The organism is Rhodoblastus sp. 17X3, assembly GCF_030056575.1.
Classification (GTDB): Bacteria; Pseudomonadota; Alphaproteobacteria; order Rhizobiales; family Beijerinckiaceae; genus Rhodoblastus.
Genome location: NZ_JASHHX010000007.1, coordinates 33,834 through 59,674, shown reverse-complemented (window position 1 = coordinate 59,674; position 25,841 = coordinate 33,834). Strand labels below are relative to the sequence as shown.

29 protein-coding genes, 1 tRNA gene and 1 pseudogene are annotated in these 25,841 nt (G+C 63.5%); 22 read left to right on the top strand and 9 right to left on the bottom strand.

The genetic code is table 11. The annotated features are described in order from the left end of the window. Nucleotides 1-4: 4 nt before the first annotated feature. The 3 genes from QM467_RS08865 to QM467_RS08855 all read right to left on the bottom strand — a co-directional run bounded on the left by QM467_RS08865 (nucleotide 5) and on the right by QM467_RS08855 (nucleotide 2,605). Nucleotides 5-463, bottom strand: a complete 459-nt coding sequence (locus tag QM467_RS08865; RefSeq protein WP_283365945.1) for a hypothetical protein — start codon at nucleotides 461-463, stop codon at nucleotides 5-7. A 133-nt stretch (nucleotides 464-596) separates the two neighbouring features. Further along, on the bottom strand, nucleotides 597-1,628 hold the full coding sequence (locus QM467_RS08860) for an MBL fold metallo-hydrolase (RefSeq protein ID WP_283365944.1): 1,032 nt from the start codon (nucleotides 1,626-1,628) through the stop codon (nucleotides 597-599). A gap of 302 nt (nucleotides 1,629-1,930) precedes the next feature. Next, nucleotides 1,931-2,605, bottom strand: coding sequence for an alpha/beta hydrolase (locus tag QM467_RS08855; RefSeq protein WP_283365943.1), 675 nt, complete (start codon nucleotides 2,603-2,605; stop codon nucleotides 1,931-1,933). Nucleotides 2,606-2,700: 95 nt separating this feature from the next. On the opposite strand from QM467_RS08855, the gene QM467_RS08850 reads away from it, so the two are divergent. The 4 genes and pseudogenes from QM467_RS08850 to dprA all read left to right on the top strand — a co-directional run bounded on the left by QM467_RS08850 (nucleotide 2,701) and on the right by dprA (nucleotide 6,217). Next, on the top strand, nucleotides 2,701-3,024 hold the full coding sequence (locus tag QM467_RS08850; RefSeq protein WP_283365942.1) for a hypothetical protein: 324 nt from the start codon (nucleotides 2,701-2,703) through the stop codon (nucleotides 3,022-3,024). A 64-nt stretch (nucleotides 3,025-3,088) separates the two neighbouring features. Further along, entirely contained in the window at nucleotides 3,089-4,414 is a 1,326-nt protein-coding gene (gene pyrC / locus QM467_RS08845; protein WP_283365941.1) for a dihydroorotase, read from the top strand. After that, a complete protein-coding gene (gene plsY, locus QM467_RS08840) occupies nucleotides 4,414-5,013 on the top strand; it encodes a glycerol-3-phosphate 1-O-acyltransferase PlsY (protein WP_283365940.1) in 600 nt (199 codons plus the stop codon). Before pyrC ends, plsY begins: the two co-directional genes overlap by 1 nt. Continuing rightward, nucleotides 5,010-6,217 (top strand): annotated as a pseudogene (gene dprA, locus QM467_RS08835) (DNA-processing protein DprA). The gene plsY and the pseudogene dprA overlap by 4 nt, the downstream one beginning before the upstream one ends. 8 nt (nucleotides 6,218-6,225) lie before the next feature. On the opposite strand, the gene QM467_RS08830 reads toward dprA, so the two are convergent. Then, nucleotides 6,226-6,552 (bottom strand): hypothetical protein, encoded by a 327-nt coding sequence (locus tag QM467_RS08830; protein WP_283365939.1) that lies wholly within the window; start codon nucleotides 6,550-6,552, stop codon nucleotides 6,226-6,228. A 279-nt stretch (nucleotides 6,553-6,831) separates the two neighbouring features. Beyond that, nucleotides 6,832-7,242 carry a Holliday junction resolvase RuvX gene (gene ruvX / locus QM467_RS08825; protein WP_283366050.1) on the bottom strand — a complete coding sequence of 137 codons (411 nt, stop codon included), beginning with the start codon at nucleotides 7,240-7,242 and terminating at the stop codon, nucleotides 6,832-6,834. A gap of 173 nt (nucleotides 7,243-7,415) precedes the next feature. Between ruvX and QM467_RS08820 the strand changes: the two genes are divergently transcribed. The 6 genes from QM467_RS08820 (at nucleotide 7,416) to gatB (ending at nucleotide 12,482) form a co-directional block, all read left to right on the top strand. Beyond that, on the top strand, nucleotides 7,416-8,114 hold the full coding sequence (locus tag QM467_RS08820) for a metal-dependent hydrolase (protein WP_283365938.1): 699 nt from the start codon (nucleotides 7,416-7,418) through the stop codon (nucleotides 8,112-8,114). Nucleotides 8,115-8,142: 28 nt separating this feature from the next. Continuing rightward, complete coding sequence (locus tag QM467_RS08815; protein ID WP_283365937.1) at nucleotides 8,143-8,778, top strand: hypothetical protein; 636 nt, start codon at nucleotides 8,143-8,145, stop codon at nucleotides 8,776-8,778. 99 nt (nucleotides 8,779-8,877) lie between these two features. Then, a complete protein-coding gene (gatC, locus tag QM467_RS08810) occupies nucleotides 8,878-9,165 on the top strand; it encodes an Asp-tRNA(Asn)/Glu-tRNA(Gln) amidotransferase subunit GatC (protein ID WP_283365936.1) in 288 nt (95 codons plus the stop codon). Between the two features lie 17 nt (nucleotides 9,166-9,182). Further along, nucleotides 9,183-10,664 carry an Asp-tRNA(Asn)/Glu-tRNA(Gln) amidotransferase subunit GatA gene (gatA, locus tag QM467_RS08805; RefSeq protein WP_283365935.1) on the top strand — a complete coding sequence of 494 codons (1,482 nt, stop codon included), beginning with the start codon at nucleotides 9,183-9,185 and terminating at the stop codon, nucleotides 10,662-10,664. A 16-nt stretch (nucleotides 10,665-10,680) separates the two neighbouring features. Beyond that, nucleotides 10,681-11,016 (top strand): chorismate mutase, encoded by a 336-nt coding sequence (locus QM467_RS08800; RefSeq protein WP_283365934.1) that lies wholly within the window; start codon nucleotides 10,681-10,683, stop codon nucleotides 11,014-11,016. Beyond that, nucleotides 11,013-12,482, top strand: a complete 1,470-nt coding sequence (gene gatB / locus QM467_RS08795) for an Asp-tRNA(Asn)/Glu-tRNA(Gln) amidotransferase subunit GatB (RefSeq protein ID WP_283365933.1) — start codon at nucleotides 11,013-11,015, stop codon at nucleotides 12,480-12,482. The genes QM467_RS08800 and gatB overlap by 4 nt, the downstream gene beginning before the upstream one ends. Before the next feature lie 403 nt (nucleotides 12,483-12,885). Here gatB and QM467_RS08790 read toward each other — a convergent pair whose 3' ends face one another. Both QM467_RS08790 and QM467_RS08785 read right to left on the bottom strand, forming a co-directional pair. Further along, nucleotides 12,886-14,292, bottom strand: coding sequence for a hypothetical protein (locus QM467_RS08790; protein WP_283365932.1), 1,407 nt, complete (start codon nucleotides 14,290-14,292; stop codon nucleotides 12,886-12,888). A gap of 104 nt (nucleotides 14,293-14,396) precedes the next feature. Then, nucleotides 14,397-14,834, bottom strand: a complete 438-nt coding sequence (locus QM467_RS08785; RefSeq protein WP_283365931.1) for a hypothetical protein — start codon at nucleotides 14,832-14,834, stop codon at nucleotides 14,397-14,399. A 308-nt stretch (nucleotides 14,835-15,142) separates the two neighbouring features. Between QM467_RS08785 and QM467_RS08780 the strand changes: the two genes are divergently transcribed. From QM467_RS08780 to QM467_RS08735, 10 genes are all read left to right on the top strand, one after another. Next, nucleotides 15,143-16,348, top strand: a complete 1,206-nt coding sequence (locus tag QM467_RS08780) for a tyrosine-type recombinase/integrase (RefSeq protein ID WP_283365930.1) — start codon at nucleotides 15,143-15,145, stop codon at nucleotides 16,346-16,348. After that, a complete protein-coding gene (locus QM467_RS08775; protein ID WP_283365929.1) occupies nucleotides 16,345-16,719 on the top strand; it encodes a hypothetical protein in 375 nt (124 codons plus the stop codon). The genes QM467_RS08780 and QM467_RS08775 overlap by 4 nt, the downstream gene beginning before the upstream one ends. Before the next feature lie 3 nt (nucleotides 16,720-16,722). After that, the gene (locus tag QM467_RS08770) at nucleotides 16,723-17,208 is read left to right on the top strand and encodes a hypothetical protein (RefSeq protein WP_283365928.1); all 486 of its coding nucleotides are present in this window, start codon (nucleotides 16,723-16,725) and stop codon (nucleotides 17,206-17,208) included. 90 nt (nucleotides 17,209-17,298) lie between these two features. After that, complete coding sequence (locus tag QM467_RS08765; protein ID WP_283365927.1) at nucleotides 17,299-17,481, top strand: helix-turn-helix transcriptional regulator; 183 nt, start codon at nucleotides 17,299-17,301, stop codon at nucleotides 17,479-17,481. Further along, nucleotides 17,478-17,696: a hypothetical protein gene (locus QM467_RS08760; protein WP_283365926.1), complete on the top strand. Its 219-nt coding sequence runs from the start codon at nucleotides 17,478-17,480 to the stop codon at nucleotides 17,694-17,696. Before QM467_RS08765 ends, QM467_RS08760 begins: the two co-directional genes overlap by 4 nt. Continuing rightward, the gene (locus tag QM467_RS08755) at nucleotides 17,693-17,917 is read left to right on the top strand and encodes a hypothetical protein (RefSeq protein WP_283365925.1); all 225 of its coding nucleotides are present in this window, start codon (nucleotides 17,693-17,695) and stop codon (nucleotides 17,915-17,917) included. The genes QM467_RS08760 and QM467_RS08755 overlap by 4 nt, the downstream gene beginning before the upstream one ends. Further along, nucleotides 17,914-19,536 (top strand): YfjI family protein, encoded by a 1,623-nt coding sequence (locus QM467_RS08750; RefSeq protein WP_283365924.1) that lies wholly within the window; start codon nucleotides 17,914-17,916, stop codon nucleotides 19,534-19,536. Before QM467_RS08755 ends, QM467_RS08750 begins: the two co-directional genes overlap by 4 nt. 140 nt (nucleotides 19,537-19,676) lie before the next feature. Further along, complete coding sequence (locus QM467_RS08745; RefSeq protein WP_283365923.1) at nucleotides 19,677-20,042, top strand: hypothetical protein; 366 nt, start codon at nucleotides 19,677-19,679, stop codon at nucleotides 20,040-20,042. After that, the gene (locus QM467_RS08740; protein ID WP_283365922.1) at nucleotides 20,032-20,631 is read left to right on the top strand and encodes a hypothetical protein; all 600 of its coding nucleotides are present in this window, start codon (nucleotides 20,032-20,034) and stop codon (nucleotides 20,629-20,631) included. The genes QM467_RS08745 and QM467_RS08740 overlap by 11 nt, the downstream gene beginning before the upstream one ends. Before the next feature lie 520 nt (nucleotides 20,632-21,151). Beyond that, the gene (locus QM467_RS08735; protein WP_283365921.1) at nucleotides 21,152-21,316 is read left to right on the top strand and encodes a Flp family type IVb pilin; all 165 of its coding nucleotides are present in this window, start codon (nucleotides 21,152-21,154) and stop codon (nucleotides 21,314-21,316) included. Between the two features lie 294 nt (nucleotides 21,317-21,610). Here the strand turns inward: QM467_RS08735 and QM467_RS08730 are convergent, their stop codons facing one another. Further along, nucleotides 21,611-21,979 carry a hypothetical protein gene (locus tag QM467_RS08730; RefSeq protein ID WP_283365920.1) on the bottom strand — a complete coding sequence of 123 codons (369 nt, stop codon included), beginning with the start codon at nucleotides 21,977-21,979 and terminating at the stop codon, nucleotides 21,611-21,613. A gap of 229 nt (nucleotides 21,980-22,208) precedes the next feature. Further along, nucleotides 22,209-22,302 (bottom strand) — tRNA-Ser (locus tag QM467_RS08725). Nucleotides 22,303-22,511: 209 nt separating this feature from the next. Between QM467_RS08725 and QM467_RS08720 the strand changes: the two genes are divergently transcribed. After that, nucleotides 22,512-24,359 (top strand): OmpA family protein, encoded by a 1,848-nt coding sequence (locus QM467_RS08720; protein WP_283365919.1) that lies wholly within the window; start codon nucleotides 22,512-22,514, stop codon nucleotides 24,357-24,359. 10 nt (nucleotides 24,360-24,369) lie between these two features. Then, entirely contained in the window at nucleotides 24,370-25,626 is a 1,257-nt protein-coding gene (locus QM467_RS08715; RefSeq protein WP_283365918.1) for a hypothetical protein, read from the top strand. Nucleotides 25,627-25,841: the final 215 nt, after the last annotated feature.

Below are 25,841 nucleotides of genomic sequence, written 5' to 3'. Positions count from 1 at the left end.
ATATTCATTTCACCGGGATCATCAGGTGCTCGTATGGCGTATCCGGCCACATCACATAGGGCCTCGTCGGGTCCGCGTCGAGCGTGCGCGGATAGCCTGGCATCGACTTGGCGCTCGCGCCCAGGATCATGACATGCGGTCCGGTCTTGACCCAATGATTGTCCGGGGTCCGCGCCAAGGCCCCAGGCGCCGCATTGCTCGTCCCATTGTCGCCGGCGAGCATATACATGAAGCCGATCTGGTCTGGCGGCGCCGCTTTGGTCATTAACGCATGGACCCAGGCCATTCCGGCCGCATCCGTGCACATCGGCACGCCGTCGGGCATGATCATGCAGGTCCATTCGTTGGAGCCCTTGTGCAGAACGCGCATGGAGGCGCCCTCCATGGCGGAGACGGTGGCTCCCTTGGCGACCGCCTTGGGCGCGGCCGTCATCGCTTTGGCGATATAATTCGCATCGCTCATTTTTGGCTGTTCCGCTTGGACGGCGGTCGCGAGCGCGATCGTCGCGGCGGATGCAAGAAGTCCGCGCCATCCTGTCGTCATGGTTTTTTTCCTCCCTTGATTTCCTCCTCGCAAAAAAAAAGTCGCGCGCCGGTCAAGCCGCGAAGACGAACGCCGTGCCGGTATAGCCACGCAGTAGCTTGGTCGGCATTTCGGCCTTCATGATTTCGAAGAACGGTTCGCCACTGCAATGCAGCGGGATGACGAAGTCGGGGTTCAGCGCGCCCAGAGCTTTGACGGTCTCGCGGAGGTAGTCCTCCTTGTGAGGCGCCAGATGGAAGCCTCCGACGACCGCATGGACCTTATCCACGCCAGAAGCCGCCTGCGCCTGCTTGACGACGTTCACCACGCCGCGGTGGCTGCATGACGTCAGCACGATCAGGCCTCTCCCCTTGAGATTGAACGCCGTGCCGATTTCGTGACGGAACTGGTCGGGAATGACGCCCTTTTGGCGTTCTTCTTCGGTGAACTCCTCCGGGTAGCAGCCGAAAGCGCCGCTCCGGCCAATCTTCATCGCGCTCGGCGAAAGAACTTTCTCGAAGGATGTCAGGTCGATCCGGCCTGTCGTGAAGCCGTGATCGGCGACTTTCGCCGGTCCGGGGGAGGACATGATCGACAATCTGGCGTCTTTCAGCGCATCGCGGTTGATCGCGCCGAAATCGCCCTTCATGGGCGGCGCAAGCCATTGCCGGGCGCAAAAGCACTCTTCGCCGCCGAAATAAAATGGAAGGTCCGGCTTCAGTTTGCCGCTCGTGGCTTGCAGGAATCCCGCGAGCCCACCGAAATGGTCGTAATGGCCGTGCGAAAGCACGAGGGCGTCAATGGCGCCGGGATCGACACCAAGAAGCTCCAGATTGTTGAGCAGCGTCTGTGGCGTATAGCCAAAATCCACGAGGACGTTTCGCTGTTGCGACCCAATCATCGAGGACGCATGCATCGAGAGTCCGAACTCGCTCAGGATGGCCTTGCTGGGCGGATGATCGCCGACAGCGAAGCCAAAACGCTTGATTTCGACATTGCCGACCCTGGCGTTCTGCGCCGTCGCCATCTGATATGAGTCGGTCACGATCCGCAGGACCAGTTGATCGATTTCGGGCGCGCCGCCCTGCAGCGGAGCCGCCAGCACCCGCGATGCTCCAGAAAAGAGCAAGGATGTCAAAGCGCCAAATGAAAGTCTGGCGCCGCCTCGCATGACGTCGCGGCGATCTGGAAATGACAGGTGATTGGAAAAAGCCATAGCTCGCTCCCCTCACGCCTCAGCTGCCGGGAAGCGTCGAGATGGGGGTCGAATTACGGAAGCGCCGAAGTGCGTTTTGCGGCGCTTGGCAGGCCGCAGTTGAAAGCAAAAAACGAATATTTGCGGCACAACGCCTGCGCCGCCTATTCGTTCCAGTCTCGGCCCGCGCGCCGCGAAGGGAATGAAAAAAATCAGTCTCCGCGCGAGGCGATGGCGATTTTCGCCGGATTGCCGAGGCGCTTGTCGAGATAGAGCCCGACCTTGCCGATCAGGTCGTCGACGCGGTCCTCGAAGAAATGATTGGCGCCCTCGACCACCGCATGTTCGATCTGGATGCCCTTCTGGGTCTTCAGCTTCTCGATGAGGCCGGTGACTTCCTTGATCGGCGCGACGCGGTCCTGGTCGCCATGGACGAACAGGCCCGAGGACGGGCAGGGCGCGAGGAAGCTGAAGTCGAAGCGATTGGCCGGCGGGGCGATGGAGATGAAGCCCTCGATTTCCGGTCGGCGCATCAGCAATTGCATGCCAATCCACGAGCCGAAGGAGACGCCCGCGATCCAGCAGGCGCGCGCCTCGGGGCTGATCGCCTGCGCCCAGTCGAGCGCGGCGGCCGCATCCGACAATTCGCCCTGGCCGTGGTCGAAGGAGCCTTGCGAACGGCCTACGCCGCGAAAATTGAAGCGCAGGACGGAAAATCCGCGCTCGGCGAAGGCATAATAAAGATGATAGACAATCTGGTTATTCATCGTTCCGCCGAATTGCGGATGCGGATGAAGAATGATCGCGATCGGCGCCCCACGCTGTTTGGACGGATGGAAGCGCCCTTCGAGACGACCGGCGGGTCCGTTGAAAATAACCTCGGGCATGGGCTTGGTCTCGGATGAAGGATTAAGAGGGGCCTTCTTACCGAAGCGCGGGGTCGCAAAGCAAACTTTTTCGTCATTTTCTCATGGAGTATCTCGTGCTGCTGGCCTTTCGCGTCTTCTGGCTGACGCTTTTCGCAGCCTTCGCGCATTTCTCGGACGGCCTCGCCTATCCGACGCTGGCGCTTGCGGCGCTGATCGGCTGGCAAGGATGGCGGCCGTGGTGGGCGCTGCCGCTGATCGTGATCCCGGCGGTTTACGCCTCTGACCTCTATTCGCACGCGAGTGGCGGCGGAAAGCTGCCCGGGGCGATGAGCAATGTGTTTTTCCAGCTCGGCGCCTTCGCGCTGCTGGCGCTGATCGGCTTTCTCGTCGGCTGGCTGGTCCGGCGGCATGGGCTCCGTCGGGCGCCGAAAGCTTAGGGAAAATCCGCGTTCCGGCCAAAGGCGCGATTGCCCAATCGGGCGCCGCGCGCTATCGAAAGCCATGGTTCAGACAAAGCCCCATCCGCCCTTGGCCTTCGTCAACGCGCGCCTGATCGATCCCGAAAGCGGCGCCGAGACGCGCGGCGGCGTCCTCGTCGAGGACGGCAGGATCAAGGATTTCGGCGCGGAGATCACGGCCGCGAACCTGCCGCGCGAGATCGCCTTGATCGATTGCGGCGGCGACGTCGTCTGCCCCGGTCTGATCGACCTGCGCGCCTTCGTCGGCGAACCCGGCGCCGAACACCGCGAATCCATCGCCACGGCCACGGCGGCGGCGGCGGTTGGCGGCGTCACCACGCTCGTCGCCAGCCCGGAGACCAGCCCGCCGGTGGACGATCCGGCGGTGGTCGATTTTCTCAAGCGCCGCGCCCGCGACCATGGCAGGGTGCGCGTTCTGCCCATGGCCGCCATTTCCAAGGGTCTGGAAGGGCAGGAGATCGCCGAGTTCGGCCTGCTGCGCGAGGCGGGCGCCGCCGCCTTCACCGATGGCTCGCGCTCGATCCGCAACAGCCAGGCCCTTCGCCGCGCCATGACCTATGCGCGCGATTTCGACGCCCTCATCGTCCATTTTCCGGAAGACCGCGACCTCGCCGGCTCCGGCGTGATGAATGCGGGCGAACTGGCGACCCGGCTCGGCCTTTCCGGCGTGCCGCGCGAGGCCGAGGCCATCGCGCTCGACCGCGACATCCGTCTGGTCCGCATGACCGGCGCGCGCTATTGCGCCGCGCCCATTTCCACCACGCTGGCGCTGGAGGTCATCGCCAAGGCCAAGGCTGAAGGCCTGCCGGTGTCCTGCGGCGTCACCATCAATCATCTCACCCTCAACGAGAACGACATCGGCTCCTACCGCACCTTCCTCAAACTCAAGCCGCCGCTGCGGCGCGAGGAGGAGCGGTTGGCGCTGGTCGAGGCGGTCGCCAGCGGCCTGATCGATGTGATCTTCTCGGACCATAATCCGCAGGACGTCGAGACCAAGCGCCTGCCCTTCGGCGAGGCGGATTTTGGCGCCGTGGGGCTGGAAACCCTGCTCTCGGCGGGATTGCGGCTGGTCCATGCCGGCCAGATTCCGCTCGCCAACCTGCTGCGCGCCATGACCACGCGCCCGGCCGACATCCTGCGGCTGGAGCAGGGGCGCCTGAAGCGCGGCGCGCCGGCCGACCTCATCCGCTTCGACCCCGACGAGCCCTATGTGCTGAACAAGGCCGACCTGAAATCGCGCTGCAAGAACACGCCTTTCGACGAGGCGCGGCTGCAGGGCGTGGTGAAGGCCACCATGGTCGGCGGCCAGATCGTCCATGGCGTGGTCGCGACGATGGAGCGCGCGTGATGGTCCTGCCTTCCCTGCAACTCGCGCTCGCCGCTCTCGTCGTCGGCTACGGTCTCGGCTCGATCCCCTTCGGCTTGCTGCTCACCAAGGCGGCCGGGCTTGGCGACGTGCGCTCGATCGGCTCCGGCAATATTGGCGCGACCAATGTGCTGCGCACCGGCCGCAAGGACATCGCCGCTGCGACCTTGCTGCTCGACGCGCTCAAGGCCACGGCGGCGGCGCTGATCATGTCCGCCTTCTCGCCGGAGGCCGGCGCTCTCGCAGGCTTCGGCGCCTTTCTGGGCCATATTTTCCCGGTCTGGCTGAAGTTCAAGGGCGGCAAGGGCGTCGCGACCTTTCTGGGCAGCTTGCTCGGGATCGCCTGGCCGGCAGGTCTGGTTTTCATCGCGACCTGGCTCTCCGTCGCCTACCTGTCGCGCTATTCCTCGCTCGCCGCTCTGGTCGCCAGCGCCGTTTCGCCTGTCGCGCTTTTGCTGATGGGGCTGCCGGGTCAGGCGATGTTGCTGGCCGTCATGGCTGCGATCCTGTGGTGGAAGCATGGCGAAAATATCGCCCGCCTGCGCGCCGGGACGGAGGGAAAGATCGGCCAGAAATCATGAAGCAAGGGGCGGAATCCCGGCGCCTCAGGGAGGAGCAGAAGCTCGACTGGCTGCATCTCATCCGCTGCGAAAATATCGGCCCGCGCACCTTTTCCGCCCTGATCCAACGCTATGGCGACGCCGGCGCGGCCTTGCGCGCGCTGCCCGGTCTGATCGCGCAGGGCAAGGGCCGTCCCGTCGTCATCGCCTCCCGCGAAGCCGTCCTGCGCGAATGGGAACAGGCCGAACGCCTTGGCGCGCGCCTGATCGCGCGCTGCGAGCCGGATTATCCGCCTTCCTTGCGCGCCATCGACTCCCCGCCGCCGCTGATTTTTGTGCGCGGCGACGTCGCGCTGTTGCAAAAGCCGATGGTTGCGCTGGTCGGCTCGCGCAACGCCTCCGCCGCCGGTCTCGCCATGACCGAAAGGCTGGCGCGAGGGCTAGGCGCTGCGGGCTATGTCGTCGTTTCGGGCCTCGCGCGCGGCATCGACGCCTGCGCCCATCGCGCCTCGCTGGCGACCGGCGCGGTCGGCGTGCTGGCGGGCGGTCTCGACAAGCCCTATCCGCCGGAAAATGTCGTTTTGTGCGACCGATGGCCGAACGCGGCGCCGTGATTTCGGAAATGCCGTTCGGCTGCGAGCCGCGCGGGCGCGACTTCCCGCGCCGTAATCGCATCGTTTCCGGCCTGTCGCTGGCGACCGTGGTGGTCGAGGCGGCGCGGCGCTCCGGTTCGCTCATCACCGCGAAATTCGCCCAGGACCAGGGTCGCGAGGTTTTTGCGGTGCCCGGCTCGCCGCTCGACCCGCGCGCGGAAGGAACCAATGACCTGATCCGCGACGGCGCGCTGCTCTGCGCCAGCGTTCAGGATGTCGTCGACGTGGTCGCGCCCCTGGCCGCGCGCGGCGCGACGCGTTACGATCTGCTGTTCGAGCCCGATCCCGCGCCCTATGGCGAGACCTTGTGGGACGAATGGGACGAGGAACTCGCGCCCTCCGCCCAGGCGGAAGCTGCCGCCGCGGCTCCGCGCGAACCGGCGCAAGCCCCGGAAGGGGTCACGCCGCACGAAAAAGTCGAGCGCCTGCTCGGGCCGGCGCCGGTCGCCGTGGACGATCTCGCCCGCGCCATCGGCTGTTCGATTGGAGAAATCCGCTTGATTCTGCAGGAGCTGGAGATCGAAGGGCGGATCGAGCGCCAAAGCGGCGACCGCGTGGCGCTGATTTCCTGAGGAGGACCTCAGTCGTCGTCGAGCGGGGTTTCGCTCTGGCGCGCCTGCATCTCGGCCTCGACCCGCGCCATGTCGAGCAGATAGCTCAGCAGGTCGAACCTGGCTTCGCGCGCAATATAGGCGAGGGACGCGATCATGTCGGCGATGTAGCGGGCCGTGTCTTCCGCGGAATCCGTCTCGATCTCGCCGTCGTCGTCGTCGTCGTCGTCGTTGTAGCTGAAATCCTGTCCGTAGGTGAAATCCTGCCCGGCCGGGGCGACGGGCCTGTCCTGTTCGGGCGCAACTTCCGAAAGGGCTGCGGGATCTCCCACGCCGCCTTTGGATTTCTTGAGCATAAATCACCGCAATTCACAAAAGAATGAAAATCGGAGGCCGGACTTGTTGGCCCGAAACGTTTCGCCGCGTCCTACCCGCTCCCGCGCAAATTAAAAAAACGAGCAAAATTAGATTCAGGCGCGGTCGAAAATTCCGCTCCCGATTCCGTTCCGCCTTTGCGGGCCAGCGTCGAAATTTGCTTCACGAAGGACATTTGTGCGACGGAAATCATTGAAGAAAGCTACATTTGGGTCGGCTAAAAGAAAAGAGGCGCCGACAAAATTTCGCCGCTTTGTCCTTCAGCCAAGACGGCGCAGCCGGTCGAGCGCGCCCTGCAAAATATAGGCCGCCGCCATGCGGTCCACGACTTCCGCGCGCTTTCCGCGCGAGACGTCCTGCGCGATCAGCTCCCTCGTGACAGCGGCGGTCGAGAGCCGCTCGTCCCAGAAAATAAAGGGCCGCCGGGCCAGAGGCGCGGTTTGCCGGACGAAGGCGCGGGTGGATTGCGCGCGCGGCCCCTCGGTGCCGTCCATGTTGAGCGGCAGGCCGATCACGAAGGCGGCGACATCATGCTTGTCCGCCAGCGCCAGCATTCTCTCGACATCGGGCGTGTATTTGACCCGCTTGATCGTCTCCAGCGGCGTGGCGAGGCTGCGCTCAACGTCCGACAAGGCGAGGCCAATCGTCTTCGTGCCGAGGTCGATCCCCATCAGCCGGTCGTTGCGACGCAGCAGGCCGGACAAAGCCTCCAGCGTAACGGTCGCCTCGAATTTCTGCTCTTTAGGCTGCTCTTCGCTCATGTTTTTGGCTAGCATGGGCAGAGGCCGAAAACCAGCGCCGAAGCCCCGGCGCGATATATGGCTCCGCACCTGAGGCCCATCCCATGAAAATTACCTGGCTCGGCCATTCGGCCTTTCGCGTCGATCTGCGACAGTCCCATATCCTCATCGACCCTTTCCTCACCGGCAATCCGAAATTCACGGGCAGCCTCGACGAGGCGTCGGCGGGGATCACCCATGTCGTGCTGACGCACGGCCATGATGATCACATCGGCGATACGGTCGAGATCGTCCGCAAGACGGGCGCGCAGGTCGTCGCCAATTTCGAGATCTGCATGTTTCTGAGCGGGCAGGGCGCCGAAAACATCAATCCCGGCAATACCGGCGGAGTGATTCCCTGCGGCGATTTCTCGGTCGCGCTCACGCCGGCCCTGCATTCTTCGGGCGCGGTCGTGGACGGAAGGTCGATCTATCTGGGCAATCCCAATGGCGTCGTCCTGCTGCCCGAAGACGGCCCGCGCGTCTATCATTTCGGCGACACCGCGATCTTCGGCGACATGGAGCTGATCCGGGAATTATACAAGCCGGAAATCGGCCTCGTGCCGGTCGGCGACCGCTTCACCATGGACGGTCCGACGGCGGCCCTGGCGGCGCGGCGGTATTTCGACTTCAGCCATGTCATTCCGATGCATTACGGCACTTTCCCGATCATCGACCAGACTCCGGAATCCTTCGTCCTCGCCATGCAGGGCGGGCGCGCGAAGGTCCATGTGCCTGCGATCGGCGAGGCCCTTCAGTTTTGATCCATCGCCATTCCGGAAAGGCGTTTCAATGAAATTTGAGTTCTGGAAATTTGCATTCTGGCCGTCCTTCGGCCTCGCGCTGGCGTGGGCGGGCTCAGGCGCGGCATTGGCGCAGGCGGACAAACCCTCGGCTCCCGTCGAGAGCCAGGCCGGCTGCGCGACGCCTGTCCGTGCCGGCGAAAGCGCCAAGGATCTGTCGCGGCGCTTCGGCGGCGACGCCAGGATAGAGGAGGTCGACGGCGCCGAGGGCGAAAAGGTCAAGGCCTTCGTGCTGTTTCCAGAAGACAAGGCCCGGCGCGTCGAGGTGTCGTTCGATGACAACGCCATGGCCAGGGCCACGGGCCTGCGGTGGTCCGGTCAGGGCAGCAAATGGCATGTGGCGGGCGTCGCGGTCGGAAGCGACGTGAAAGCCGTTCGCGCGGCCAATGGCGCACCGTTTTCAATCAATGGCTTCGGCTGGGATTATGGCGGCTATGCCGCGAATTTCCGCGCCGGCAAGCTCGGGAAACTGCCGGGCGGATGCACGGTTTCGCTCCGCTTCGACCATGAAGGCAAGGATCCGCCCGCCGCCCTGAGCGGCGATGGGGTTCATATCTCATCCGATGACGCAAAGCTCGCCGCCTTCGCGCCTGTGGTCACGGAAATCGCAATCAATTTTCATTGAAACGCGAACACGCTCAACGGGGCGGGAGCGCGCGGATTGTTGCGCCCCGCCGCCTTGGGCTGTATAGGCTGAACACGTCCCTTTCCCCACGGAGTCCCCATGTCGGTCGATCTGGCGACGGTGCGGCGCATCGCCCATCTCGCGCGCATCCGCGTGAGCGAAGAAGAAGCGCCCTATCTGCAGAATGAGATCAATTCCATCCTCAGCTTCGTCGAGGAGCTGAATGCGGTCGATGTCGAAGGCGTCGAGCCCATGACCTCGGTGCTGCCGATGACCATGAAGAAACGCGTCGACGTCGTCTCCGACGGCGAAATCGTGGACAAGGTTCTCGCCAACGCCCCCGCGCGCGAGGACGGCTTCTTCGTCGTGCCGAAAGTGATCGAATAAGGCTCCGGAGCGTTTTCATGTCCGATCTGACCCGCCTGACGCTCGCCGATGCGCGCGAAGGCCTCGCCGCCAAGACGTTTTCGGCGGTGGAATTGACCCAGGCCCATCTCGACGCCATGGCGCGCGCGAAGGGTCTCAACGCTTATATCGTCGAGACGCCGGACAAGGCTCTGGCCATGGCCCGCGCAAGCGACGCGAAGATCGCCAAAGGCGAGGCCGGCCCGCTGGAAGGCATTCCGCTCGGGATCAAGGACCTCTACGCCACCGAAGGCGTGCAGACCACCGCCGCCAGCCATATTCTCGAAGGCTTCATTCCGCCTTACGAATCCACCGTCACATCCAATCTGTGGCGCGACGGCGCGACCATGCTGGGGAAGCTCAATCTCGACGAATTCGCCATGGGCTCGTCGAACGAGACCTCTTATTTCGGCCCTGTCGTTTCGCCCTGGCGGCGCAATGGTTCTGACGCCAAGATCGTTCCCGGCGGCTCGTCGGGCGGTTCGGCGGCGGCGGTCGCGGCGCGGCTGTGCCTCGGCGCCACGGCGACCGACACCGGCGGCTCGATCCGCCAGCCGGCGGCCTTCACCGGCACGGTTGGCATCAAGCCGACCTATGGCCGCTGCTCGCGCTTCGGCGTCGTCGCCTTCGCCTCTTCGCTCGATCAGGCCGGCCCCATCGCCAAGACTGTGCGCGACACGGCGATCCTGCTGCGCTCCATGGCGGGCCATGACCCGAAGGACACCACCAGCGTCGATGCGCCGGTGCCGGATTACGAAAAGGCCGTCGGCGCCTCGATCAGGGGCAAGGTGATCGGCATTCCGAAGGAATATCGCCTTGACGGCCTCTCCGCCGAGATCGCCAGCCTGTGGGACCAGGGCGTGGCGTGGCTGCGCGCGGCGGGCGCGGAAATCCGCGAGATTTCCCTGCCGCATACGCGCCATGCGCTGCCGGCCTATTACATCGTCGCCCCGGCGGAGGCTTCGTCCAATCTCGCGCGCTATGACGGTGTGCGTTACGGCTTGCGCAAGACCGGCAAGGACATTGTCGATCTTTACGAACTGACCCGCGCCGAAGGGTTTGGCAAGGAAGTGCGCCGCCGCATCATGATCGGCACTTACGTGCTTTCGGCCGGCTATTACGACGCCTATTACCTGCGCGCCCAGAAAATCCGCTCGCTGATCAAGCGCGATTTCGATCTCGCCTATCAGTCCGGCGTGGACGCCATCCTCACGCCCGCCACGCCGTCGCCCGCTTTCGCGCTCGGCGAAAAGGGCTCGGCCGATCCGGTGGAAATGTATCTCAACGACGTCTTCACCGTGACGGTGAACATGGCCGGCCTGCCGGGCCTTGTGCTGCCCGGCGGATTGTCGTCGGACGGCCTGCCGCTTGGCCTGCAATTGATCGGCCGGCCGTTCGAGGAGGAAAGCCTCTTCTCGCTCGCGCAGGTCATCGAGGAAGCCGCGCCGAAGATCGGCCTGCCCGAGAGCTGGTGGGGTTGAGGCGGAGCGCGAAGCGATGAGCGGGACCGGCGAGGCCGACGGAGCGACCAATGCGGAAATGGCCGCCTTGCGGGCGAGGATCGACTCGCTCGACGCCGCTCTGGTGGAACTTCTCGCCGACCGCCAGCGGCAGATCGAAGCCGCCGCCGAAATCAAGAGCCGCATCGGCTGGCCCGCCCGTATCCAGCCGCGCGTGGACGAAGTTCTGTCCCGCGTCGCGGCCCGCGCCACGGAAAAGAATCTCGATCCCGATCTCGCTCGGTCGCTGTGGACCGCGCTCGTCGAATGGTCGATTGGCTATGAAGAGCGTCTGATGAAAAAACCGTCGGACGGAAAGATGGATCCCGCATGAGCACGCACGTCAATTCGTCCAAACTGATTCCGGGCGCGACCGGCGAATGGGAAGTCGTCATCGGTCTCGAAATTCACGCCCAGGTCACGAGCAAATCGAAGCTCTTTTCCGGCGCCTCGACGGAGTTCGGCGGCGCGCCGAACAGCCATGTCTCGCTGGTGGACGCGGCCATGCCGGGCATGTTGCCGGTGATCAACGAGGAATGCGTCAAGCAGGCGATCCGCACCGGCCTCGGCCTCAAGGCGCAGATCAACCTGCGCTCGGTGTTCGACCGCAAGAATTATTTCTATCCCGACCTGCCGCAGGGCTATCAGATCAGCCAGTACAAATACCCCATCGTCGGCGAAGGCGTGGTGCTGGTCGATCTCTCGCCGACCGAGCAGATTTCCGTCGGCATCGAGCGCCTGCATCTCGAGCAGGACGCCGGCAAGTCGCTGCACGATCTCGGCGCCAATGACTCGCATGTCGATCTCAACCGCTCCGGCGTCGCGCTGATGGAGATCGTCTCCAAGCCCGACATGCGCTCGGCCGACGAGGCCAAGGCCTATGTCACCAAGCTGCGCACGATCCTGCGCTATATCGGCAGCTGCGACGGCAACATGGAGCAGGGTTCCCTGCGCGCCGACGTGAACGTTTCCGTGCGCAAGCCCGGCGCGCCGTTCGGTACGCGCTGCGAGATCAAGAACGTCAATTCGATCCGCTTCATCGGCCAGGCCATCGACGTCGAGGCGCGCCGCCAGATCGGCATTCTCGAAGACGGCGGCAAGATCGATCAGGAGACCCGGCTCTACGATCCCAACAAGGGCGAGACGCGGTCGATGCGCTCGAAGGAAGAAGCGCATGACTATCGCTATTTCCCCGATCCGGACCTGCTGCCGCTCGAATTCGATCAGGCTTTTGTCGATGAACTCGGCGCGCATCTGCCGGAATTGCCCGACGAGAAAAAGGCGCGTTTCGTTTCACAATATGGCCTCTCGCCATATGACGCGGGCGTGCTCGTTCTGGAGCGCGCGTCCGCCGATTATTTCGAGGCGGCGGCGAAGGGCCGCGACGCCAAGCTCGTCGCGAACTGGGTCATCAACGAATTGTTCGGCCGCCTGAACAAGGAAGGCAAGAGCATCGAAACCTCGCCGGTTTCCGCCGCGCAGATCGGCGGCATTGTCGATCTCATCGCCAGCAATGTGATTTCCGGCAAGCTCGCCAAGGATCTGTTTGAAATCGTCTGGACGGAAGGCGGCGACCCCGCACAGATCGTCGAGGCGCGCGGCATGAAACAGGTCACGGATGCCGCTGCCATTGAAGCCACCGTGGACGAGATCATCGCGAAAAATCCCGACAAGGTCGCGCAGGCGCAGGCTAAGCCGACCATGCTCGGCTGGTTTGTCGGGCAGGTGATGAAGGGCACGGGCGGCAAGGCCAATCCGCAGACGGTCAACGAGATCCTGAAGAGCAAGTTGGGAATTTGAGCGTCGGTTTTTTTGCGACCCCATGCAATTTTGAAAAACGCGCCGCCATTTCGCGGCGCGTTTTTACTTTGGCGGAAATTTTTTTCGTGTTGGCGGCGCGCGTCCGTTGCGCGCATTTCGTCGCCGCTGTGCCCATGCTTTTTTGCTGGGCAACGAGCGATCTGACAGATTTTCGCTGCGCGCCGCGAAGGGCCGGATCGGCGCGCCGCGCCGAGGCGACGTAAAACTGCGCGCGAAATAAACCTATGTTTTCAATTCAGAATTTTGCCCGCTTTCGCTCGTCGCGCGGCGCGAGATCCATCGCGTCTCGCACGTTCGGCTGACGCTTTTGCGTTCGACGCTGCAACGGCGCGATGGCCTTGCTGCGAACAGCGAGCGGCGAAAAACTTCTACCGTGGCGCCGTCACGAATCACTCCAACCGCGCGCGGCGCGACATAAAGCGCCGCGCGCTCTCTTGCAAGAGTTTTCAACAGGTTTAGGCTGCTCGCGCCAAATCCGGCCGGGCAAGCGCCGGCGACGCATGGGGGTAGAAATGGCGCAATCACCGACGAAGAAATCCGCCGCGAAAAAATCCGCTGAACCGAAGGCGAAAGCCGAAGCCGAGGCCGTCGAAAAAAAGCCGCGCGGGACCAGGGCCAAGAGCGCTGCCGGCAAGAGCGCCGCCCCCAAAAGCGCCGCCGCCGCGACGACTGCGGCCAAGACAACTGCGGCCAAGACGACTGTCGCCAGGACGAGCAAGGCAGCCAAGACCGGCGCCAAGTCGGCGAGCAAATCCGCGGCGAAGTCGGAGCCGGTTGCGAAGAAAAACGTGAAAAAGGCCGAGGCGAAAAAACCTGCGACCGGGAGCGCGACCAAAGCGGCGGCAAAAAGCGCGACGAAGAGCGCGGCCGAAAAGGCCGGCAAGACGTCCGAGACAAAGTCCGCCAAAAAATCGGCGCCAGCCAAATCCGCGCGCGAGGCCAAAGCTGCGACGAACAAAGCCGCCGCGACGAAGCCGACCGCGACCAAGTCGTCAGCGGCGAGGTCTGGCGCGGCAAAAAAGACAGCCGCTGCGAAAACCGCCTCCGTGAAGTCCGCAGGCGCCAGGACGGCGACGAAAGCCGCAGCCAAGGCGGCGGCCAAGACCTCGGCCAAGACGGCGGCCAAGAGCTCGGCCAAGACCGCTGCGAAGGAAGCCGCCACGACGGCGAAGAAGAGCGCAGCGAAGGCGGCGGAGCCCAAGAAATCAGCGAGCGCGAAAAAGACATCGGCGAAAACGGCGTCCGAAAAGCCGGCTGTCCGCAGGGCCTCCGACAAGCACTCAGCAGAGAAGAAATCAGCGGCGAAGAAATCCGCCGCCAAGGAAACCGCAGCCGCCAAATCCGCCGCGAAAAAGCCCGCCGCGAAGCCCGCCAACACGAAGAAAAGCGCGGCCAAATCTTCAGCGACCGAGAATGCGCGATCGAAGGCCGGAGCGCCGAAGGCGCGCGCCGGATCGAAGAAAGCGGCCGCGTCCAAGGACGCCGTCAAGGCGGATGCAGCCAGGACGGATGCAGCCAAGACGGGGGCGGAAAAGAAAGCCGCCGGGAAGAAGGCGGCGGCCGCGAAAGCTTCCGCGCCGACAAAGGCGGCCGCGAAGCCGCGCGCCAAGCCTGTGGCGCGCACGGCGGCGGCCTCGCGCCGCGTCACCGGGAAGGTTGCGGCGGAGGCTGTCGCCGTTCCCGCGCCTGTCGCGGGAAAGGCGGAGGCCGCGCCGGGCAAAACCAGGGCCAAGCGCAGCGCGCCGCGCAAGCCCAAAGCCGCTCGCGCCGAACCGCAGCCCGCCGCCACGGAAGCTCCCGCGCCGGCAGCCCAGCCGACAGAAGGACAAAGCTGAACCAAGCGCGTTTTCGCACGCCTTCGGCGTTCTCGATGACGGGATGCTGAAGGCGGGCTCAGTCCTGCCCGGGCAGGCATTTCTCGGCGAATGAGCGCCAGGTCAGGCCGGCGCTTTTTCCCGCCATCTTGAGGTCGCGCCAGCGCTCGCCACACAGGCGCATGCGCTGCCGCGAGGCGGGCGGCAAATTATAAGGCTGCAATTTTTCGGGATCGATATCGACCGGAGCGCGCTGGGGAGCGAGCGCCGGACTGGCGCCTTGCGAATCGGGCGCAGGTGGCGCCGGCTGTTGCGCCGGGGGGGCTGCGTCCTGCGCCGGCGGCTTCGTCGGGACGGCGGGCTTGGCCGGCTTCGCCGGCTTGACCGGGCTGGAGCGCTTGGCGGGCGCGGAGGCCTTCGCGGGCTTGGCCTGTGTGGCGGGAGCGGGCTGAGGCTCCGTCCTCGCGCTTAAGGAGGCGCCGCCGAGAAGAAAGGCGGGGACGAGGAACGCCGCCAATCTTGCGCACAGCGCCGCGCGGCGACAAAGACGCCAAAATCCAGCGGTGGTTGAAATTGGAAGGCCTCGCGAAAATCGCCGCATTGACATCTCGCGCAGTGCCCCAGCGCCCGAGCCCTCGTACGGGTGCGGATAATGGCGGAGACGGAGTCCGCCAAACCAGTGTTTTCCCTTGTCCGCTTCCATCTACAAAAACCCTAGAAAACAAGGCTACTTAGAGCCATCCCGTCTTGCGTCGTCCGAAACCGTCCGCCATAATCCGTGTCGAAATGTAAGACCAATTGTTTTCAGTCTTACAGGAGGGCGTCATGGGCAAGCTGACAACACGAGCGGCGGCGACAACAAAGCCGGGGCGATACGGCGACGGCGACGGTCTTTATCTTGTAGTGTCCGCGACAGGCGCCAGCAAATGGGTTTTTCGCTATTCGTGGCGCGGAAAGGTGACGGAAGCCGGGTTGGGTAGCCGCGATCTGGTCGGCTTGGCCGAAGCGAGGGCGAAGGCGCTTGAAGCCCGTAAAATGGTCGCGGAAGGCAAAAGCCCCTCGCTCGAAAGAAAGGCTGCGCGGGAAGCCTTTCTGAACCGTCCGACCTTCGGACAGATAGCCGACTCACTCATTGCGGCCAAGTCGGCGGAATGGCGGAACGACAAACACACGGCGCAATGGACGATGACGCTGGGCGAAACTTATTGCGCCAGCATTCGTAACCTTCCGGTGGAAGAAATCGACACGGAAGCGGTCTTGGGCGTGCTGCAACCGATCTGGCTCGAAAAGCCGGAAACCGCGTCACGGTTGCGCGGGCGGATCGAAGCGGTTTTGGATGCGGCGCGCGCGAAAGGTCACATTCCGCGCAATGAGGCTAATCCGGCGCGCTGGCGTGGCCATCTCGACAAGCTCTTGCCGAAACGTCAGAAGCTCACGCGCGGCCATCATGCGGCAATGCCTTATTCCGAGGTTCCGGCCTTTTTGGCGCGATTGCGCGAGCGCGATGCAACGGCGGCGCTGGCGCTGGAATTCACGATCCTGAGCGCGGCGAGGTCGGGCGAGGTCCGGGGCGCGCGGTGGTCCGAATTCGATCTGGAAAAGAAAATCTGGACGATCCCGGCGGAGCGGATGAAGGCGCAACGCGCGCATCGCGCCCCGCTTTCGGATCGCGCAGCGGAAATCGTCAAGACGCTGGAAAAGGCGAAAACCTGCGAATTTATCTTTGCCGGCGCCAAAGGCGACAAGCCGCTTTCGGTCATGGCGATGGACATGCTTTTGCGCCGGATGGACGTGGACGTGACGGTTCACGGTTTCCGGTCAGCTTTCCGCGATTGGGCGGGCAATGAAACCCAATTCGCGCGCGAGGTCGCGGAAGCCGCTCTCGCTCACGTCATTGGCGACAAGGCCGAACAGGCTTACCGGCGCTCTGACGCGCTCGAAAAGCGTCGTTCTCTCATGGCGGCGTGGGCGAAATATTGCGATCCGGGCTTGGCGTCGAATGTCGTTTCCATCGGCAAGGCCGCACAATGAATGAGGTTTGCGCTTTCCCTGATCGGCGCGACGCTAGACCTGCACAGCGCCGTCCCTCAGGCGCTGGCGGGCGCGTCCTGCAATTCCCTGAGCGGCTTCCTATCGCCTATGCGGCCTATGTCGTCCGCGAGGGGCGCAAGCGTCGAAGCTGGGTTTGCGTGATTCATCGCGCGGGCGAAGATCCTTACGAATTGCCCGCCAGGACCGAAAAGGACGCGCGCTATATCGCCGGGCTGATGCTCAAGGGGTTTGCGGAAGATCGGGCATTGGAGCGCGATCCAGTCGCGCACTGGATCAAGATGGCGTTCGCCATGCCGGAAGAAATTCGCCACGCGATTGGACGGCGGTTTCTGGGGATAAGGGAAGAATAGAGAATGAACCCAGTCGAGACCCTCATCATTGATTGGTTGAAAGACAGAAACCCAATCCAAAGAACCATTTCCAAGACGGCGGCGGGCAAGCAGTTGGTTGTCAGCGAAGCCGATCTTTCGGGCGGGCAAGCTGCTTTGGTCGCGCTTCTTGATTCGGACGCGCCAATCTCGCGCGAAATTCGCAACGCACTGGCGAGCGCTTTGGAGCCGATAGGGTCTTCTCTCCTGCAATTGGTGAAAAGGCCGAGCCGCGCTCCGGGGCGCCCCTCCAAAAGCGATACAGTTCGCGGGGCCGTGCGAGAGGTTTACGATGCTTATAGTCTTCCCGCTGAACTGGATCGCCTCGCCAGCAAAAAGCCGATCCCTGCCGCTGGGGAAAAGCGAAAAAAGGTCACAAATTCCGATCTAGCCCAGTCCGAAGGTGTTTCGGGGTCAACGATAGATCGCCGAAAACGCAAACTTAAAGATATGAAAAACAACAAAAAATAATTGCCGCAATATTTGATGCGGAGCTTTCGCCAGCGGCGAAAAACTATGGATAATGCAGCACCATCGCAACCCCATAGGGACGGTGGAACAATGCAATCGAAAACCGAAAAGCGGGCCTATCGCGTCACAGAGGCCTGCGCGGCTTATGGCCTATCGAGATCGACGATTTACAAGCTGATGAAGGCGGGCAAGCTTAAGACCGTCCTCGTCGGCGGGCGCCGGCTAATCCCCGTAGAAGCGGCGGAAGCTCTGATTGCAGGAGGCGCGAAATGACCGGCGCCCCGGAAATGCGAAGTCGCCCGGCCCGCGCTCTGGCAAGCGGATTGGACCGGGCGGAAGTCGTTCGCAACGAGACCATTCTTACCATCGCCAGCCCGAACGCGGAAGCCGATTTTGCTGCGCTGTTCATTGCCCGGCGCTATCGCCTCGCCATGCCTCTGGCGCAAGCGGTTGCCGCTCTTGCTGGCCTGGGGAGGGTTATCGGATGACCCACGCCCTCGAAGCTAAAGACCGGGTGGCGGTTACCGGCCTGATCGCCGGCGATGGCATCATGGCTGCCGCGCGGTTGATCGGAATTAATGGCCTCTTGGCCGAAGGCGCGATGCAGCGCGGCGACTGCGCCGAAGCCTTCTCCAAATTGCGTCTTGTCGCGGATGCGTTGGAAGAGGCGCGGGAAATCGTGCGGCTGGTGGAAAGGATCGTGAAGTGACCGACCTTTCCGACTTTGACAGTTGGTCGCCCGAAAAGCGCAACGCCTATTTCGCCAAAGCCAATCTCGATTGGGTGAGCCAAAACAACGACGGGCGCGGGCAAGCTTCGGCCCCGTCCTTCGCTGCCAGCCCGGCTATGGCGCCGGCGCGGGACCATTGGCCGGACCCTAAACCGCTTCCCGATGGCCTCTTGCCCGTCGCGCCGTTCGACTATGCCTATTTGCCGGACTGTCTCGCGCCCTGGGTGCGGGACATTGCGGAGCGGATGCAATGCCCGCCTGATTTTGTCGCCGTGGCGGCAATGGTCGCGCTTGGCGCCGCCATCGGGCGCAAGATTGGCGTTCGCCCGCAACGCAAGACCGATTGGCTTGAAGTCCCGAACCTATGGGCCTGCATTATCGGACGGCCCGGCGCGATGAAGTCGCCAGCGATGGCGGAAGCGTTAAAGCCGCTTAACCGGCTCGACGCGCAAGTCAGAGAGGAAAACGACAAGGCGGCGAAGGCTTTTGCCATTGAAGCCGAAGCGCACAAGCTGGCGAAGGAAGACGCGGCGAAGAATGTTCGGGCGGCGCTCAAGAGGGGCGAAAAGCAGGTTTCGGCCTTGCTCGAATTGCCGGAACCGGAAGAACCCAAGGCCCGGCGCTATGTCGTCAATGATTGCACCTATGAGGCCCTTGGCGCGATCATGGCGGACAACCCGAACGGCGTTCTGGCTTTCCGCGATGAACTGGTCTCGCTGCTGAAAACTCTCGACCGGGAAGACAGCGCGGCGGCGCGCGGCTTCTTTCTCACGGCATGGAATGGAACGGGCGGTTATACGTTCGACCGGATCATTCGAGGCCGGACGCATATCGAGGCGGCTTGCCTGAGCCTGCTTGGCTCGACGCAACCGGGGCGCATTGCCGAATATATTCGACGCGCCAGCGGCGGCGCCGGCGACGATGGTCTGATTCAACGGTTCGGCCTGCTGGTTTGGCCGGATCAAAGCCCGGACTGGCGCAATGTGGATCGCTATCCCGATAGCGCGGCCCGCACGGCGGCTTTCGAGACGTTCACGCGGCTCGACGCTCTGGACCCGGACGCCATCGGATGCGAGCGCGACCCATTCGAGCAATTGCCCTTCCTGCGCTTCGACAATGCGGCGCAAGGGCTTTTCGAGGAATGGCGGGCGGGCCTTGAAGCCCGGCTGCGCTCCAATGATCTTTCGCCCGCGCTGGAAAGCCACCTGTCCAAATATCGAAAGCTTGTTCCCGGTCTGGCGTTGATCGGCCATCTTGCGGACGGCGCCGGCGCGATTGGAGAGGCGGCGCTGTTGCGGGCGCTGGCCTTTGCCGAATATCTGGAAACCCACGCGCGGCGGGCCTATGGCGCCGCCAGCGAAGCGGAAACCGCCAGCGCAAAGGCCATCCTGTCCCGGATCCAGCGCGGCGAATTGTCGGACGGCTTCACGGCGCGCGACATTTACCGGCGCGCATGGGCGCATCTGTCCGACCGGGAACAGGTGCAGGCCGGTCTTGATCTGCTGACGGATTGCGATTGGCTGGAATTGCGGACGGTTCCGACCGGCGGGCGCACGCGGGCAAGCTACGCCATCAATCCGAAGTGGGCGCGCGCATGAGCTACCTTGCCCGATTGAAGGCCAGAATTGCCGAAACGCCCCTACCGGACAAACTGACAGAACTGACAAAAGGGGCTTCTGTCAGTTTTGTCAGTCCCCAAGGTGGGGGATTTTGCCGGAACGCGCCGGGCAATGACGCCTTGGCCGAATTCGTGCGGGACGCAATCGAGGAACGCGCGGCGCTTTGCGCTGGCGTAATCCCGGCGCCCTATCTCGACGCTTGGGCGCGGCTGAACCATCAAAAGCCGATGCGGGTTTCGGATGACGACTGGCGCCGGGCGCTGGACGATGGCGGGCGCTTTTTCGACGGCTGGGGCTGGGTATCGGAAAGCGAATGGGCTTGGACGGCTGGCGAGCTTTTCGATGTTCCGCGCGCCGGCATTCCCGGCGGCCTGGTCTGGCGGTTGCAAGGCACGCCGGTAGAAGCATACGGGCCGGACCATGTGCGCTTGAGCGATGGCCGGATTATCGAACGAAATGAAATGGGCATGAACGATGGCGCGTGATCGCTGGCGGGCGCGGTTGGAGGATGGCCTTAAGCTCGACCTGAACAAACTTATTCGCGATGGCGTATTGCGGCCCGGCTCGACCTGCCGGGCCTCGATCCGGTGGGCCAATGTCTATTCAAGCGATGAAAGTGCGGCAGGCGTCATGACCGCGCATATGTGCGGCAAAAGCTATGGCTGGCTCGAATTGGAAGTGGACGGGCGCCGGCAAGAAATCGCGCTCGAAAGCCAGTCACGCCATTTCGGCGGGCGGCAATGGTATTTTGTTTGCCCAAGGCTGCATTGCCTTGTTTCGGTTCTCTGGCGGCCCTATGGCGCAAGCGCATTCGCCAGCCGGCAAGCCTGGGGGCGGCGTGTCGCATATGGCTCGCAATTTGAGACATGGCATGATCGCGCGATAACACAAGCGCGGCACGTCCGGCGCAAGTTAGGCGGCGAGGATTGGGAGCTTTCGTACGGCGATCCCATGCCTGAAAAGCCAAAGGGGATGCATTGGCGAACTTACGAAAGAAAAATCAAAAGAATAAATCGCTACGAATCTATTTGCAATCAACAACTTATTATGTGTTTGGCGCGATTTTTGAGGTAATTTTGCCAACTGTTTTCGATTGCAGGCTGTAGCTAAGCCTTGCAACTAGTGGTTAAAATCTAACACTTGGTTCCCGCCAGCGAACGACGCAAAACGGCGGGAAGCCGTCACAGGCCGAAGGGCAAGGATGGGTAGAAATCCGATCGTAGGCCGAATGTCGGGCGAAAGGGCGCCAAGCAGGCATGGCTTGGTTTCGATGGATAAAATTAACTCTATATCAGACAGATGGTTTGAGTTTCGGCAGCCTATGATAGCGTATATTTGTTCATGCGACTCCTGATCTAACTAAAAAAGCAAACACCCACCTCTGCTCGGATGGTGGGTGTTTTTTAATTCATACACATGTATTATCATTAGATAATAATATACTACTCGTTAACCACCGCATAACGAAAAGATTCGGTCGCATAATATTAGCTTACAACTTAACGAGCTAGAAAGCTAGGCAAGCTACGTTGGGTCTATCGCGGTCGAATGCGAGCACATCTCGGCGCGAAGAACAGAACTCAAGGAGCAAAAAATGAAGTCGCTTTTCACCCGTTTCGTGAAGGATCAGTCCGGCGCCACCGCAATTGAATACGGTTTGATCGCCGCGCTGATCTCGGTCGTCTGCATCACTGTCCTGACCTCGGTCGGCACCAAGCTCAACACCAAGTTCGCGTCGGTCTCCAACGCCCTGAACTGATACTCGAAGCTCCTGGCCCTGACCTGCAGACGGAATAGCACCCGCCCCTGAATCAGTGGGCGGGCGTTTCTTATACAATCGTTCCTTCCCGAGCGCCGTTGCGGCTCCCGTCTGGAAGCGAAGCAACCGAGTTATCGCCCTTTCCGCAACGGTCAACTTGGGACGATCGCGGTCATCGCATCGTGGTGCCAAGCGTGTGATTTTCACCACTAGCTGGATTGCGTCGATTAATCGCCACGTTGACGCGAGACGGGCGCAACTTGGCGCAAAACATCGCCAGAATTTTCGATGGGCTTAGTTGCAAACCATCTGTGTCGTCGGGCCTACCGTCTGAGAGTTGCAATAGACGGGAGCGCTATAAGCCGGCGCCACAGGGCGAGCGGCGGCGGCTGAATAAGAAGCGCCAGCCTGCGTCATGCCGTCCGCCACGCCTGACAAGGCGGCTGCCGCAGCCGCACGCTTGCGGTTGCGCGTGTTCACCTCATATTGCGCTTCGATCTTCGTGCAATTGTCGAATTCTGGTGAGCTTGGCGCTGTCTGCTTCGCGCATCTCGCCTTGATCTCGTCCGCGAGCTGGTGAATTTCGGCATAATTCATTTGGTCAACGGGCTTGGCGCATCCCGACAGGGCGAACGCCGACGCGATCAAAAACGCCTTTTTCATTGCAATTCCCTAAAAACATTCTTTGCGGATCGCAACATCGTCCGCATTAAAGCCCGATACAACTGGCGGCATGAAAAAACGGAAAAAACCAAACGGCGGCCTTGGCGATCGTGTGCGCTTGTACGCCTCGATCCACCCTAAGCCGCGTCGAATTGTAAGACTTATTGTAAGGCCACTCAGCGGTTAGTTGCCGAAAACAGCGCTAAAACAAAGCGATACATCGTGATAATGGCGGAGACGGAGGGATTCGAACCCTCGATAGGGCTTTACAACCCTATAACGGTTTAGCAAACCGCCGCCTTCAGCCTCTCGGCCACGTCTCCAGCCGGCGCTCCGCTGGGCGGCCGACTGGCCGCAGCGGAGCGCGTGGCGCAGACATATGCCCGACCGGGAGCCGATTGGCAAGCGCTTCCCGCAGTTCCCCGGACAGCTTTCGCGGGGAGACAGGGCGATGGCGTGATCGGGCCGGCGCCGCTAGTCTCTGACGGATCGCGGTGGAGGAGCAATCATGCGTTGGCCAGGGATTTGGTGGATGGGCCTGGCGCCAGTTCTGGCGCTCTCGCTTGCCCTGATCCAGCTCGAAACCGGGCCTTTCGAGCAGGGGCTGGCCGGGCGCGCCGACGCTGTCCTGCGCGAGCGCCTGGGCGAAGGGGCCTCCGCTATGGCGAATGGCCGCGATGTCACGGTTAGCGGGATGATTTTCGACGAATCGAGGCGTTCCGCCGCGCTGGCGGAGGTCGCCGCGCTTCCGGGCGTGCGGCGCGTCGCCGATGCGCTGGTTCCGCCGCCGCCGCTCGCGCCTTTTGCCTGGCGCGCGGTCCGGGATGGCGCGACAGTGGTTCTATCCGGCGGCGTTCCTTCACCCAAAGTCCGCGCCGCGCTGGTCGCGGCGGCGCGAGAGGGAGCGCCGCAGGCGCGAATCGTCGATGAGATGGCCTATGCGTCAGGCGCGCCTGACGGCTTTGCAGAAAAGGCCGCCGCCGCCCTGCCGCTTCTGGGCCGTTTGCAAAGCGGCGAGGCGCAATGGCGCGACGGCGAGTTGACGCTGGCGGGTCAGGCTGCGACGCCGGAAGACTATCAGGCCGCGCTTGCCCTCGCCGGGCCGTCGGGCGCGGCCAAAGCCCGAATTGCGCCGCCGCGCGCACAAAACCTCGCCTTCGCGGCGGAGAATGACGGCAGGGTTTTGCGCCTTTCCGGGCAGGTCGGCTCCGAGGCTGAGCGCGCCGCTCTGCTGGCGCAGGCGCGCAAATTATTCCCTGATGTCAAGGTTGCGGACGCGCTGCAGGCGGGTTCCGGCGCGTCGCGCTTCGCGGCCGAGGCGGGTTTCGCCTTGCGCGCCTTGGCGCAGTTGAAGAACGGCAAGGTCGCTCTGGACGCAGGCCGGGCGCGGCTGTCGGGCGTCGCGCGCGCGGGAATGGATTCCGCGGCGGTGATCGCGGCCGTGGCCCCGGAGCCGGGCCTTGCGCTGGACGCCAGCGGCGTGGCGGCGGGCGGCATATCGCCCTATGTCTTCAGCGCCGAGAAAGACGACAAGGCGCTGACGCTCGCCGGGTTCTGCGGCGACGAGGACGCCTGCGCGAAAATCCGTGCGGCGGCGCAGGAAAAGTTCGGGGGTCTGACGCTCGCCGATACAATGCGGCGGGGAACGGGCGCGCCGAAGGGCTTTTTGACGGCGGCCCTGGGAGGGCTGGAGCAGCTCGCCCGCTTGCGCGTCGGCCGCTACGGCTCGCGGGACGCCTCCGCCCAATTGCGCGGCGACGCCGTCCGCGCAACGGAGGCCGAGGCGGTCAAGACCGCTTTCGTGGCCGCCATGCCGGAGGGCTTCGCCGTTCAGGCCGATGTCACCGGCGCCGAGCGCGAAGAGCCGGGGCCGGCGCCCGCCCCGCCGCCGGCCCCGTCGACGCTTGCGCCTCTTGCTCCGGCGCCGCCTGCGCCTGCGGCGCCCTCCGCTGCTGGGCCTATTCCTCTATCGCCGCCCGCGCCCCCGTCGCTTCCGCCGTCGACGCCGCTCAAAGCCGCCGAATCCTGCACACGGCGTCTGGCCGAGCGGGCGCGCGCGTCCGTGATCTGGTTCGATTATGCCAGCGCGGACATTTCGCCCGAAGGCTTCGCGCTGCTGGACGCGCTGGCGTCGGAGGCAGTAAAATGCCCGCAGGCGTCACTGGAAATTTTCGGCCATTCCGACGACGTCGGCAGCATTTCTCACAATTTTGCATGGTCCTGGCGCCGCGCCGAAACGGTGGCCGCCTTCCTGCTTGCGGCCGGCGTTGCGAGGGATCATCTGACAATCCAGGGCCTGGGCGAGACGCTGCCGCTGGCGCCCAATGACAGCGACGAGAACCGGGCGAAAAATCGCCGCATCGAGATCCAGGTGAAGTAAGGGAGGGGCGATGCTGTTTCTGCTGCAGAGTCTTTTCCCTTGGACCCTGGCCGCGCTGGCGCTTGGCCTGGCGTTCGGCACGCTCGCCTGCGGGGCGGAGCGGGGGCCGCGCTGGAGCGGATGGAGCGCGCTGCTGCTCCTGGCCTTTCTGGCGGGGGGCGGCGCTGCTGCGCTGCAAATCGCGCCGGGCCGCTGGGGCCTTCAGCTTGAAACCGTGCTGGCGATCTTCGGCGCTTATGGGCTGGGCGGGCTGTGCGGCTGCGGCTTGCGTCTTCTGTTCCGCAGGCGCGAGGCCGCGCCGGCGCCGGACTGGATCGCGGCGGCGCAAGACTTCCTGCGCCAGGCGGAGGCCTTTTCCTCCGCCGCGCCTCACGCGCTCTCCGCGCTCGCGGCGGCGTCCGGCCTGATTGTTTCGAGCGGAAGTCGTCCATCGGCGGAGCCCGCGCCGCCCCAGGGCGATTCAGGCGAAGCGCCCCAAGCGGTCGCGGCTGCGCCTCCCGATCCGGGGGCCGCCAAACCAGAACCGGCCAAGCCAGAACCGGTCAAGCCCGAATTTGCGAGCACCGTCGAGGCCGAATTGCTCGAGTCCGAATTCGCCTGCGATCAGGATGGTCTGGCGCTGATTCACGGGCTGAGCCGCGCCGACGCGCGGCTCTTGCGCAATCATGGCCTTTCCAGCCTCGCCAGTCTCGCGCGACTGACCAGCAAAGATCAGGCTGAGACCGCGGCTCGGCTGGGGCGGGGCCGAGCCGTCGTCGCTTATTGGGTGGCGCAGGCGCGGCTGTTGGTCCATGGGGTTGAGACGGATTATGCGCGCGAGCGGTCGGCCTATGCCGGAGCGAGCGAGGAACATGCGCGCGAGCGGTCTGCGCGCGCCACGGCCAGCGACGACGTTTCCGGCGGGGGCGAGACGCCGGAGCCTCTTCTTGACGAGGGAACCGCTGAATTCCTGAGCGCGAGCCTGCCACAGGTTGTCGCGGCCCAGGCCAATGACCGGCTCTATCCCGGTGAAAGGCCGCTCGGGCTGCTGGCCCCGCCGCTCGGCGAAGGCGACGATTTCCAGCGGATGGCGGGCGTCGGCGTCGTGACCGCCAAGAGGCTGAACCAGCTTGGGATCTGGACGTTCCGCCAGATCGCGGCCTGGTCTCCCGACAATGAACGCTGGGTCGATTCCTATCTCGCTTCTCCCGGCCGGGTCGCACGGGAGCAGTGGCGCGAGCAGGCTGCGACCCTCGCGGGCTTGACGCGGGGAAGCTCCGAATCCTGATGCTGCGCCGCGAAATCTTACCCCCTGCAAGTCATCTGGGCCTCTTGTCCGTCTCTTGTGAAAATTTATGTGGGATAATCTTGTCGACGCAAAAAACGGCTAGGAACGCCGATCTTGGATGCTATCCTTAATCAAGTGATTCTCAGTTCGTTCGGACACAAGATTCGGGGCCGGCCAACGGTCCGAGAACGGGCAATAGCAATTAGATCGGGAGC